General features: G+C 33.1%; 11 protein-coding genes. 5 read left to right on the top strand and 6 right to left on the bottom strand.

The window, feature by feature from the left end:
• Positions 1–28 precede the first annotated feature (28 nt).
• Positions 29–1,645, top strand: a complete 1,617-nt coding sequence (locus AAC084_RS02215) for an Ig-like domain-containing protein (protein WP_339836305.1) — start codon at positions 29–31, stop codon at positions 1,643–1,645.
• On the opposite strand, the gene AAC084_RS02210 is transcribed toward AAC084_RS02215, so the two are convergent.
• The gene (locus tag AAC084_RS02210) at positions 1,629–2,414 is read right to left on the bottom strand and encodes a nitrilase family protein (protein WP_339836302.1); all 786 of its coding nucleotides are present in this window, start codon (positions 2,412–2,414) and stop codon (positions 1,629–1,631) included. The two genes, AAC084_RS02215 and AAC084_RS02210, sit on opposite strands and share 17 nt — an antisense overlap.
• A gap of 6 nt (positions 2,415–2,420) precedes the next feature.
• Positions 2,421–2,885 carry an ankyrin repeat domain-containing protein gene (locus AAC084_RS02205; protein WP_339836300.1) on the bottom strand — a complete coding sequence of 155 codons (465 nt, stop codon included), beginning with the start codon at positions 2,883–2,885 and terminating at the stop codon, positions 2,421–2,423.
• 135 nt (positions 2,886–3,020) lie between these two features.
• On the opposite strand from AAC084_RS02205, the gene AAC084_RS02200 reads away from it, so the two are divergent.
• The 3 genes from AAC084_RS02200 to AAC084_RS02190 all read left to right on the top strand — a co-directional run bounded on the left by AAC084_RS02200 (position 3,021) and on the right by AAC084_RS02190 (position 7,011).
• A complete protein-coding gene (locus AAC084_RS02200; protein ID WP_339836297.1) occupies positions 3,021–5,978 on the top strand; it encodes a PAS domain-containing protein in 2,958 nt (985 codons plus the stop codon).
• A 13-nt stretch (positions 5,979–5,991) separates the two neighbouring features.
• Complete coding sequence (locus AAC084_RS02195; RefSeq protein ID WP_339836294.1) at positions 5,992–6,396, top strand: response regulator; 405 nt, start codon at positions 5,992–5,994, stop codon at positions 6,394–6,396.
• Positions 6,397–6,603: 207 nt separating this feature from the next.
• A complete protein-coding gene (locus tag AAC084_RS02190; protein WP_339836292.1) occupies positions 6,604–7,011 on the top strand; it encodes a response regulator in 408 nt (135 codons plus the stop codon).
• Positions 7,012–7,013: 2 nt separating this feature from the next.
• On the opposite strand, the gene AAC084_RS02185 is transcribed toward AAC084_RS02190, so the two are convergent.
• Positions 7,014–8,336: a DUF5689 domain-containing protein gene (locus AAC084_RS02185; protein WP_339836850.1), complete on the bottom strand. Its 1,323-nt coding sequence runs from the start codon at positions 8,334–8,336 to the stop codon at positions 7,014–7,016.
• A gap of 50 nt (positions 8,337–8,386) precedes the next feature.
• Positions 8,387–11,128, bottom strand: coding sequence for a TonB-dependent receptor (locus AAC084_RS02180; protein ID WP_339836290.1), 2,742 nt, complete (start codon positions 11,126–11,128; stop codon positions 8,387–8,389).
• 104 nt (positions 11,129–11,232) lie between these two features.
• Between AAC084_RS02180 and AAC084_RS02175 the strand changes: the two genes are divergently transcribed.
• Entirely contained in the window at positions 11,233–12,276 is a 1,044-nt protein-coding gene (locus tag AAC084_RS02175) for an endonuclease/exonuclease/phosphatase family protein (protein WP_339836287.1), read from the top strand.
• Positions 12,277–12,300: 24 nt separating this feature from the next.
• Here the strand turns inward: AAC084_RS02175 and AAC084_RS02170 are convergent, their stop codons facing one another.
• Both AAC084_RS02170 and AAC084_RS02165 read right to left on the bottom strand, forming a co-directional pair.
• Positions 12,301–12,897 (bottom strand): DUF1080 domain-containing protein, encoded by a 597-nt coding sequence (locus AAC084_RS02170; protein WP_339836285.1) that lies wholly within the window; start codon positions 12,895–12,897, stop codon positions 12,301–12,303.
• A gap of 17 nt (positions 12,898–12,914) precedes the next feature.
• Positions 12,915–13,373, bottom strand: coding sequence for a hypothetical protein (locus tag AAC084_RS02165; RefSeq protein ID WP_339836283.1), 459 nt, complete (start codon positions 13,371–13,373; stop codon positions 12,915–12,917).
• Between the last annotated feature and the right edge of the window lie 70 nt (positions 13,374–13,443).

Here is a 13,443-nt window from a genome sequence, read left to right as displayed (position 1 = left end):
TGTTTCTTTGTGATTGATAATCGCACTTATGAGTAGAAAAATTCTTGGAATTATATTTGTTTTTATCATTGTTTTGGTTTCATACCAATGTGCCCAAAAAGGCACCCCTACTGGAGGCCCGAAAGATATTACACCACCAAAGTTATTACGTGCCGAACCACCCAATATGTCAATCAATTTTAAAGACCAAAAAATCAGGCTTTATTTTGATGAGCTGGTAAAATTGAAAGATATTCAAAAACAGCTTATTATATCTCCACCTTTAAAATACACCCCTGTTCTTTCACCACAAGGCAATGCCAATAAATTTGTTGAAATTACAATTAAAGATACTTTAGACCCCAACACCACCTATACGCTAAACTTTGGCCAAGGTATTGTAGATAACAATGAAGAAAATCCACTTCCATTTTTCACCTACGTGTTTTCTACCGGCGATTATATTGATTCTTTAGAACTTACAGGAGTAATAACCGATGCATTCAATAAAAAAGTTGATGAGTTTGTAAGCGTTATGCTTTACAAAATAGATACTAGTTACACCGATTCTACCCTTTATAAAAAACCACCAAACTATATCACCAATACACTTGATAGTGCAGTAATATTCAAGCTTAGGAATTTAAAAGAAGGCAAGTATGCGTTATTCGCCATTAAAGATATAGCTGGCAATAACTTATTTGACCAAAAGACAGACAAAATCGGCTTTGTACAAGACACCATAAATTTACCCACAGACTCTATCTATTTATTAAATATTTTTAAAGAAGTTGCTGATTACGGGGTTGCCGTACCTAGTATGGAAGCAAGCAATAAAATTAGCTTTGGCTACTACGGTGAAGGCTCCTCAATTGGTATTGAAACAATTACAACGTTACCCGATACCGTAAGGTCTATAATTACTAAAGAAAGGGATAAAGACACCTTAAATTTCTGGTTTACCCCTTATAAAATGGATTCTATTCTTTTCGCCATTTCTAATGAAAATTTAAAGATTTCTGACACTTTTAAAGTAAAAAGCCGGAAGGTTGAATTTGATTCTTTACGATTATCTTTAAACCAGCAAGGCAATATTGAATTTGACAAACCAATTAATGTTTTGGTTAACACGCCACTGGTTCGTTTTGACACTACTAAGATAAAACTAACCGATAAAGACACTCTACTGGTCGCAAATAGCTTAAAGTTAGATACTCTCGAAAATCAATTGAATTTAGATTTTAAGGTATTACCCAATCAAAATTATAAAATTGAACTTTTACCTGGGGCAGTTACCGATTTTTTTGAAAACACGAATGATACCGTTGTTTATAATCTAAGAACAAAAAGTCTTGCAGACTATGGCAACCTTACTTTGAACCTAAATGGCAATAATATACAATACCCCATAATAGTTCAACTCACCAATGATAAGGGGGACTTACAAAGAGAAATTTACGCTACTCAACCGCAAACTTATATATTTAACAATTTAAATCCCGGTAAGTATATGGCTCGAGTCATATTCGATTCAAATGGAAATCAAAAATGGGATACAGGGAGTTTTTTAAAGAAAATACAACCAGAAAAAATAAGTTATTATCCAACTTTAATAGAACTACGAGCTAATTGGGAAAAGATAGAAACTTTTAATTTATTAGATTAAATTGGTCGCGATCTTCTAAAAAAGCAAGTTTATCACGTACTTTTTTAATTTCATTTTTAGTTATCTCAACGATTAGTACTTCCTCTTCTTTAGACAATGCCAATTCATTTCCGAGGGGATCATACATGCTGGTGTGACCTGGGTAATGATGCCCTACATTATCTTCCCCAATACGATTTACACCAATACAAAAAACCATGTTTTCAATTGCACGTGCTTTCAAAAGCGCATCCCAAGCATTTATTCTTACAGTAGGCCAATTTGCTGAATATAGTAATATGTCAATATTTTCGGTATTTCTACTCCATACGGGAAATCTGAGATCATAACATATTAGCGGGCAAAAATTAAATCCCTTATACGCTATAACCAACCTATTTGAACCAGATTGGTATTTTTTATGCTCCCCTGCCAACGTAAATGTATGCCTCTTATCGTAAGTATGTGTTTCGCCATTTGGTTTAACGAAAAAAAGACGATTATAAAACGAGTCATTTTCTTTATAAACGATGCTACCGATTATAGCACAAGCTTTTCTGGCGGCAATATCTTTCATCCAGCTTAACGTTAAAGCTCCTTCATCACTTTGTATGTTTTCCGGTGACATAGTAAAACCCGTAGTAAACATTTCAGGCAAAACAACAACATCTATATCTTCTGTAATTTGTTCAATTTTAGTACTGAACATCTCCCTATTGGCTAGAGGATTTTCCCAATGCAAAACAGATTGTACCAAGGCTAGTTTTAGGCTGTTTTTCTCTTTTTTCATGCTGTCTTATTCGAGTAAATCAATAAAAGCATTTAACCCCTGGGTTTTGGCGTGATCTAAGGCTGTATTCCCTCTGTTGTCTTTAATTGTTTTATCAGCACCATTAGCTATTAACAATTTGGCAATTTCAAAACGATTAAATTGAGCTGCATAAATAAGGCATGTTGCACCCATAGCATTTCTCTCATTCAATTGTGCCTTTTTTTCTACTAATAGTTTGGCAATATCTGTAAACCCTTTAAAACAAACACCCATTAAAGCTGTATTACCTGAAGCATCTATTGCGTCAATTTTAGCACCTTTATCAAGCAGTAACATCGCTATCTCCATTTCATCGTAATACGTTGCTAAAATCAATGGTGTAGACCCTCGTACATCTTTACTATTTATAAGTACAGGGTTTTTATCAACCATAGGTCTAACTTCATTTAAATTACCCTCTCTAATTGCTTTAAAAAAGAATTCGTTCATAGTTGAAATTTATTATTTACCTCATGAATCTATAAAATACAAGTGAGAATTCAAGTTAACGTATTTTCTTACTAGCCAACTATTTTTTCCTACTTTACGATAAATATGTACCTTTAAATTATAAACACAAACATATTGAAAACATTAGCTGTTGACTTTCTCTTAAAAGAGACGCCTATTGCCATCGCTATCGTGGATACTAAGTTAAACTTTATTAGTCACTCTAACCAGTGGCTAAGCGATTTTACAGACAACAAAATAGATATTGAAGGAATGTATCTTTTTGATGTTATTTTAGAAATGCCAAAACTTTTTAAAACTGTCGTTGAATTAGCTTTAAATGGCAAAGAAGATATCAATGATGGGCAAAAGTTTATATTATCTTCTGGACAAGTACAATGGTTAAAATGGAAAGTTTCGCCTTTGATAAATGATGAAAATGCTTCCGACGGATTAATGATTTTCTTAGAAGATATTACTACTGATAAAAAAGAAATAGAATTATATCGTAAAACAGAATCTGTAGCCAGGGTTGGTGGTTGGGAGATTGATCTTCAAAAGAATACAATTTATTGGTCTCAAACAACTAAAGATATACATGAAGTTGATAAAGACTTTGAACCAGATTTAGAGCAAGGCATCAATTTCTATAAAGAAGGGATCCATAGAGAAAAGATTACCAGTTTAGTCGGTATGGCGATACAAGAAGGCAAACCTTGGGACACCGAATTAATCATCATTACAGAAAAAGGCAATGAACTTTGGGTGAGGGCAATTGGTGAGGTAGAAATGCTAGACAATAAGGTTATACGAATTATCGGTACTTTTCAAGATATTGATCAAAGAAAAAAAATAGAATTAGCACATGAGGAAATTTCTGAACGTTTAAAGCTTGCAACACGAACCGCCCATATTGGTATTTGGGAATATAACCTTGAAGAGAATGAATTAGTTTGGGATAAGGAAATGTATAATATATTTGGTTTTGAACAAAATCAATTTTCTGGAATTTTTGAAGCATGGGAATCCACACTGCATCCCGATGACAAAGAAAAAGCCTTAAAAGCCACAAACGATGCCGCTAATGGAGTAAAAGATTTTGACGAAGAATTTAGAATACAGTTACAAGATGGTACCATAAAATATATTAAAGGACTTTCGAAAACCATTAAAAATTCAAACGGAACAGCAGTTAAAATGACTGGTGCAAATTGGGACATTACCGAACTAAGAAACACCAAACTTCAACTAGAGCGAAACGAAGCATCATATATTAATACCTTCGATAATTCAGTTATTGGTATGGCCGAGGTTGGACTTGACGGGACATTTATAAAAATCAACGAAAGTCTTACCAATAGCCTAGGCTATTCACACAATGAGCTAAATGAATTAACATTTCAAGAACTTACCCATCCTGAAGATCTTACGGAAGATCTGCAATTCTTACAAGAGGCTTTGGACCAAAAACTCGAAAGCTATCAATTGGAAAAAAGATATTTTCATAAAAATGGCCATATTGTTTATGTTATACTTACAGCCACTGTAGTAAAAGATATAGATGGAAAAGCTTCTTATATGATTCATCAAATACTTGATGTAACCTCTAAAAAAGAGGCTGAAAATAAAATTAATGAATCTACCGAAATGCTTAATGTAGCTACGAGAGTGGCTAATATAGGTATTTGGAATTATAATATTAAAGAAAATACGGTGCATGGTAATGTTAATATGTACACCATGTATGACATACCAAAAAATTCATCTAATATGTTAGATGAATGGATGAAACGCATTCATCCAGAAGACATAGAAATTGTTCAAAAAGGGCTAGAAAAAACCATTCATGATAACACTCCACTTAACATAAAGTTTAGAGGAGTTAAACCGAGCGGTGAACTTATTTATATGATTGCTTCTGGTGAGGCTCAAAAGAATAAACATGGAGAGGCAGTAAAAATAATTGGTGCTAATTTAGATTTTACTGCACTTAGGAGTACAGAACTGAAATTGGAGCGAAGTACAGAATCATTTACAGAGACTTTCGACAATGCTGCAATCGGCATGGCTTTGGTAAGCCCTGAGCTTTATTGGTTAAAAGTGAATAAAAGCCTATTAAACAGTTTAGGATATTCAGAAAAGGAGTTATTAGGAATGAAGACTATAGATATTACGCATCCTGATGATTTAGAAAATAGTACAACCTTCACAAAAACTGTATTTAAGGGTACAAAAGATACCTATCAATTACAAAAAAGATATTTTCATAAAAAAGGCCATATTATTTATGCAATCATCGGCGTAACTCCAGTTAAAGATTTAAATGGAAATCCTAGCCATGCTATAGCTCAATTTCTAGACATTACAGATAGAATTGAAGCTGAAAAAAAACTTGAAACCTTGGTAGAAGTTACTAAAAGCCAAAATGAAAGTCTTATGAACTTTGCTCATATCGTTTCTCACAATCTACGCTCTCATTCTACTAACATGACAATGCTTGCCAAATTCCTATTACAAGAAGAAGACGAAAAAGAACTAAAAAATATTAATCGAATGATTTCCGATGCTGCTGAAAGCTTATCTGAAACCATTTTGCATTTAAACGATGTCGTTCAGGTTAAAACAGGTGCTTTAGAGAACCTTCAAAGTATTAGCGTATTAAATACTATTGAACATATTAAAAAGAGTATAGGCGGCATATTAGAGAAACAAGATGCCATCATAAAAATAGATATTGAAAAATCACATTTTGTAAACGCGGTACCTGCATATTTAGAAAGTATTTTTTTAAATATTTTAACCAACGCTTTAAAATATAGTTCTCCGGATCGAAGTCCGGTTATCGAAATAAAATCGAAACTTAAAAATAACACAGTTCTTATTACCTTTAAGGATAATGGACAAGGAATAGATTTAAAGCGACATGGCGACAAAATATTTGGCATGTACAAAACATTTCATAAACATAAAGACGCTAAAGGAATCGGTTTATTCATCACCAAAAATCAAATAGAAGCTATGAGTGGAAGCATAAAATTAGAAAGTGTTGTTGACCAAGGCACTACCATTTTCATAGAATTAAAACAAGACTAACACCAAATTCATTATGAAGAAAGTACAATTATGTTGTATCATAGACGACGACCCTATTTTCATATACGGCACCAAAAGAATAATGAAAGAAGTTAATTTTGCAGAAAACATTGTTGTTTATAACAATGGTCAAGAAGCAGTTGACGGTCTAAAAACAATTATTAATGATGGTGGACTTCTGCCTGAAGTAATATTTCTAGATTTAAATATGCCCATTATGAACGGTTGGGAGTTTTTAGATGAATATAAAAATTGCCGTCATAATATATCAAAAAAGACGATTATATATATCATTAGTTCATCGGTAGATCCAAGAGATTTGGAACGCGTTAAAGATTATAACCAAATTGACACGTACATTCTAAAGCCAATTACACCTGACGACCTTGGCAAGGTTTTAAACGATAATACTATATAGCCTTTTGTTTTACAAGTGATATTAAATTAAATGTAAGGTTAACACCTTATTAAGGTTAGGTTAACAAACTTGTGCTGTTAATAATTGCTGTAGCAAATTACTCTAAAAACACTTTCATACCTTACTATTTTCATATCTTTGCCTTTCTTTTTCTAGACTATTTACAAACCTAAATCGAAGAAAGATTTAATTAAGAATTAATCACAAATGAGCATATTTTCTAGTTGTTGTATCATTGATGATGACGAGTTTTTTTCTATAAGCAGTAAAAGAGTTTTAAAGCAGTTTGATTTTTCAGAGAACATCTTGTATTACACCGGTGGCCAAGAAGCACTAAATGGTTTAATTGGGCTACTTGTAGAGAACATACCGCTACCTAGCATAATTTTTCTTGATTTAAATATGCCTCGAAGAGATGGATGGTCATTTTTAGAGGAGTTTCAAGACTTACCTGAGGACAAAATAGCCCATGTTCAAATTTATATTACGAGCTCTTTTATTAGCCCCGAACTTATAGAGAAAGCTAAAAACTACAAATTGGTTAAAGATTATATCGTTAAGCCCTTAACAGAAAGTGCTGTTAAAAAAATAATTGATTCTCAAGATTTAAAGTAATCTTACCTTATACCCGGTGTAAAATCGAGTGGGGCATTTTGTGGTTGATTTATTGTACCTGTATTACCGGTATCATTATAAATAATCCATTCACTTGGGGTGAAAATCGAATTACTTGAAACCACTTCTATTTTTCTTTCAGCTTTACCATCTTCGAATTCATGGCTGGTATTGCTCCCATCTTCCCCAATTATACCAAAGATATCTATGACTTCGCCAAAAGGGTCAATTAAAGCAATGTTGTCATCACCATTAGAATCTGCCGGAGAATTTGTACCCACAGAAATAGCCGGTAAAAATCCATATATATTTTCAAACTCAACTTGGTTTGGGGAAATCACTAAAAGTCCTTTCGCGGTAATACTATAATCTGATAAATCGATAGTCGAGCTTACCTCAAAACTTGCATTGGTATATCGAACCAAGTTCCAACCCTTTAATGATAAGGAGTCATTAGAAGAATTGTATAATTCTAAAAACCGTGAGCCAGCATTATTATTAGGATCAGCAATCTCAGATATAATAATAGATGTCGAAGTAAACTCATCTATCAATTCATCGCAACGCTCTAAATTAAAATCTAAATCATCTACCGTTCTAATGATTAATTGAAATTCATTTTTATCCATCGTTAAAACTCCAGTTGCTGTGCCCATATCCTCTGGAACAATTTCTGCTTGAAAATCTGAATAGCCGCTATTTAATAATATCACCTCATTATCATTACAATCAACTAAAACCCTCTGTGTCTCTTCTTTTTCTTTGGCATAAGTTTGTCCTAATTCTTCCTCTCTAAATTCTACATTTTCAATACGTACTAAGGTATTAATCATTGTTTCATTTAATTCGGAAATAGAAACTGATCTAGGTTGAATGTTTATAACCGAATTACATGGCACTAAAATATGTTCAAAAATTACACTATTAGGCAGCCTGCCCACACTACGATTACCAAAAGAAGTAAATACTCCTCCAATTTTATACACACCATTAGACTGTCCTAAATACAACCCTTTCAGTTTTATAAAAATAGGTTGACCAATATCAAAAAATAAATGTGAATCTCTTAATTCCAACTCTATTTGCAACCCCTCTGTAGGATTGCTTAACTCATCTTGAAAATGAAGAACATTAAAAAAATTACCTGACTGGTCAGATGAAATTATATAACCTTCAATAACCCAATCTTCTTGAATTTGAACAGTTTCGCCTGCGTACAAATTTTTAAGTTCTAAAATACTTATGAAAGTGAAGTCCTCATCAGAGCATATTGATTCAGGTTTATCAAAATCTTTATTTTTTACACAAGAGGTAACTACAAGCATAAAGCTCAAGAAAAATAATTTTAATAAATAATTATTTTTAAAACTCATATTTAAAAGCTAAATGCCATATTTAAAAAGTAGGTTCGACCAAATCCGTACCAATATTTAGGAGCAAAAGAAGGGTTACCACTAAAATTATCTTGTTTTAATTGACCATAATTGCCATTTCTACTTTGTTCATACCCGCCAGTTCTAAAAGTGGTATCGAAAACATTGTTGACACTTGCAAAGACACTAATATATTTTCCTTTCTTCAACCAAGACTTACCGCCAACTAGATTCAATAGATAGAAATTATCTAAAGGCCTTTGTTCTAACAATTTCTGAACATTTTCATCCGTTGCATCTGGGAACCTTTGTTCAGTTTCTGGGTCTATTAAAAAACTTTTAGTTCTGGTTATTGTAGATATGTTTGCATAATTATTGGCCAAATAATTAGCGGTCATACTTACCCACCAATATTTTGGATCTCGGTATTCAATACCTGCAGCAATTGCCTTTTGCGGACCTTGCGCCAATTTATATCCTTTAATAGCAGATTGTCCCAAAAACTTTGAGCCAGAAATATCGATTAAATCTTCATTTGCGCCTGCGGTATCAAAGTTAATTGTCACGAAAGGATCGCTTGCATATAAGTACTTCGCTACCGATGCTACCAACGATAATTTTACCGCACTTGATATTTGATACTCTAAACCTAGTTCAGTACCTAAATGCAATTTATCTAAATCGGTTAATACCTCTTGCACAAAATCTGAACCTATTCCCGAATCAACAAAAAAGAAATTCACATCGGTGCCATCTTGAAAACGGGTATAAAAACCTGTTAACCTTCCTGTAAGTTTTGGCATTCTCAAAAAATAATTTACATCTACACTTGTAATCTTTTCACTTTGCAGGTTTGGAACCATCGCATTATTCTCTCTTGGATTTATAAAAACATTTTGAAGCACCGGAGCCCTATTAATGTAAGCTGCATTGGCAGTAACCCAATGTCTTCCTGTTATATTATAGGTGCCTCCTGATTTAAATGACCAATTAGAAAAACGTATTCGTTCACTTTCACCAAGTGAGTTATCCATAAATCGTTCATTCTGAAACAACCCAATTCTCTGATATTGCACATTACTGTATTTACCAGATATAAAAGCACCAACCTTATTATAATCTAAATTTATTTGGGTATACAGGTCTGCCGTACTTCCCTTTAAATCATATTTATAATTGAAAATGTCGCCATTTTGCTTATTAACTTCTGTGCCAATATCGTTAAGAGTCTCAGAAAATGTATCAATATCATAATGAAATTCTGCCCCTAGTAAATCATCAATTTTAGCATAGTTTTTAGATGATAATTTCTTAAAAGTCAGTCCAAAATCTATTCTTAAATGGCTATCAATATCTATGTTCGAGTTGATTCGAGCCGTAAACTGATTATCTTTTGTAGTATCATCATATAATACATATGCGGCTTTACCGGCTTGACTTAAACTGGTATTTGCCTTGTAAATATTATTCCAATTGAGTTGTGAATTTTCAGTAAAACCCTCTTCAGCCAAAACAGCACTTTCAAAATTAGCGCCTATGGGACTGTTCAGATAGAAACTCGGTAAATATCTGTAATATGTAGGGTCAGGATTTGGAGCATTAAAATAACCCAGCCTACTTCTCTTATATATTCCTGTTTGGTAAGCCAATCCCCCATTAATTATTAGTCCTTGAGATTCATGATTATAGTTCAATAGAAAAAGTGGCTCTCTTATATTTCTTTCTCTAGAATTTCGAATTTTATTGTTTTGAATACCCCAATACGGATTGTATTTATTTCCTTGAATTTGAAAAACTTCTTCAGTAATTGCAGAAGAACGGCCCCTCCTATTAGATGCTACAATAGCAGTTGTGGATATTGTATTTTTTTCATTTAGTAGATATTCAAACGAGCCATATATAGAATATGAATCATACAGTGTTCCTTCAATATAACCTTCTTTAGACCATCTTCTAGATGCCGAAAGTACATATGCGTATTTTTCTTTTTTAAGTCCAGAATTATAGGTCGCCATTAGCCTACCACTATATGTTCTATTCGATACCGATGATGACAACCTAGTACCTGGGCGCAAACCTGATGGTCGTAAATCTATATTTGTATTTCCTAGAATTCCACCAAAAGTGAAATCTGAAGCACTTAAGCCATTAGTATATTGTTGATTTCTAATAACATCATTTAATCCTCCCCAATTATTCCATTGAGGTCTGCCGTCATACATTTTGTTCATCGGCATTTCGTTCAGAAGTACTTCACCATATTGCGAGTCATAACCCCGTACCCGAAAGAATGCTTGTCCGAAATCAAATGCGGCCCTATTTAGAAAAATGTCTTTAGTGGACTGAAGCAATGCCAATGCATTGGAGTTAATTTCATCATCTAGCAGCTCGTCATCAGTGATATTGACCAGATTAATTGTTTTTTCAAAAGTTATGTCTCGTTCTAAAAAAATAGTTCCCAATTCTAAATTATTACCATCAAGTAGTATTGGAATACGTTTAATTACAAATTCAGATGCTGAAATTTGAAGAATATATTTACCTTTTTTAGAGGTGGACATGCTAAATTCTCCCATACCATTTGTACTAACCGAAAAACTACCACCTTCCAATAGTATTTCCGCATTCGTAATTTTTATCCTTTTTGACATCTCTTCAACTACTCCTGTAATGGTAGAAGTTGTCTGAGATTTTAAGGTGAAAAATTCAAAAACCAATAATAAAAACAGTAAATGCTTTATCATTTAAAAACTCAACATATTGTTACTAAACCATTAAGATACATTTTAAGAAATAATTAACGTGAAAATTCCGTATACTAGCGAATAATTAAGACGTAATACCCTCAATGAAATCATACATATTCTATATTTTCATTTTATTTTCTGTAGGATTATATTCACAAGAGACAACTACGTATCAAATAAGGACTATTGCATTTTATAATCTGGAGAATCTTTTTGATACAAAAAATGATACTTTAATTTTTGACGATGACCGAACACCAACGGGTAAGGATAACTGGACGGAAGAACGTTACATTCAAAAAATCGCACAAATGTCAAAAGTAATTTCTGAAATTGGATCCGCAGAAAATAAAAATGCTCCCGATATTGTTGGTGTTTGTGAAGTTGAAAATTTAAGTGTTTTACAAGATTTGATTAGACATAAGAATATTGCACAAACTAATTATGGTATTATTCATTTCGATTCGCCAGATGAGCGAGGTATTGATGTAGCATTGCTATTTAAGAAAGATGCTTTTATCCCTGTCAATTTTAATAGTCATCGACTTTTGCTTTTCGATTTAGACGGAAAACGCAATTACACTAGAGATCAACTTATTGTTGAAGGACTATTAGACAACGAAAAAGTATATTTTATAGTAAATCACTGGCCCTCTAGAAGTGGCGGCGAAGCAAGAAGCAGACCATATAGGCTAGAAGCCGCAAAACTCAATAAACGAATAATAGATTCTGTCAGAAGGCAAGATATTAATGCAAAAATAATAAGTATGGGCGATTTTAATGATGACCCTGTAGACCCTAGTTTCAAAAAAATACTAAACATAGAGAAAAATTCTAAAAGCTTAGACTCCCTAAGCCTCTATGGGCCTATGGAAAAACTATTTAGAAAAGGAAAAGGTTCTTTAGCTTATAGAGACAAATGGAATCTTTTTGACCAACTCTATATGACCTCTAGCCTATTAGATAAAGAAAAACAAACGTATAGTTATTGGAAAGTAGGCATTTTTACACCCAGATATTTAATGGACCCCAAAGGAAAATATAAAGGTTACCCCCTACGCACCTATGCGGGAGGTAGCTATATTGGTGGATATAGCGACCATTTTCCCGTTTATCTTCATTTGATTAAAAAAGCAAAGTCCTAAGGCTCCTTAGATTCAGCAACCAAATTAATCCAATTCTTCTATTTGGATATTTTTCCACTTTACTTTAATACCACCACCAGAATGTATTTGTAATAAAATAGCTCCTTCTCCTTTACCTATAATTCTATCCTTTAAAGAAACCATTTCGACACCATTTACCCAAGAGGTTACTACTTTGCCGTCCACTTTAATTTTCATATGATTCCATTCACCAAACTTTAATGCCTTGTCTTTATCTAGCGTAGGTTTAATCAACCATTGTCTACCATAAGATTCATATATACCGCCAGTAAACGCACCAGGAGGAGCAACCTCTACCTGCCAACCACTAACAGTCGTACCATCTACTGTTGACCTAATAAAAACTCCGCTATTACCGTCTGCTTCTTGTTTAAAATCTAAATCAAGAATGAAGTTTTTATAATGCTTGTCTGTACCCAAATATCCATATTCAGCGTCAGGACCACTTTCACAAATTAAAAGCCCATCTTCAACATACCACTTTTCAGTGCCATATATAGACCAACCTTCTAAGCTTTCACCATCAAACAATTCTTGTTTTTGAGCGAATAATGAGGCACTAAATAATAGCACCAATATTGTAGATGTAATTTTATTCATTGATAAATATTAATTGATTAATTAAACCATTGTCCCCACGGTATTCTACTTAAGATAAGTAGTAAACCAATTCCGTAGAAAATAGCGATACTTTTGAATTTTTTGTCTCCTTCAACAAATTTCTTGTGACGAGACCAACCAACAGTGATGGAAGCTATGGCTAATATGTTTATAAAAGGATGTTCAACAGCCAATAAACGAACAGCAGAGCTCAAACCTCCCATTCCGAATTCCTGAATAGCATTTAGACCATTTGGCGAAACAAAATAAAGTACTAAACCTACCAATAATTGTATATGGCACAAAATCAAGGCAAAAAGACTTAGTCTTAAATCTTTGTCCATATTAAAAATTCTTTTCCCAACTAAACCAGTTATTGCATTAGCAACAGCTAAAATCAACACTGCCAAAGCTATATAGGCTAAATAAGAGTGCAAAGGTTGTATCCAAGTATACGCTAATCCTGTTTCTTCCATAATTTCATTAATTAAAGATTTAAAAATAGTGAATTTTGAGCATAAAAAACCCCGCCAATTGGCAGGGTTT

The sequence above is a fragment of the uncultured Maribacter sp. genome (assembly GCF_963977385.1).
Classification (GTDB): Bacteria; Bacteroidota; Bacteroidia; order Flavobacteriales; family Flavobacteriaceae; genus Maribacter.
Note: the sequence above shows the minus strand (reverse complement) of the source record. Positions and strands in the feature narration are given on the sequence as shown.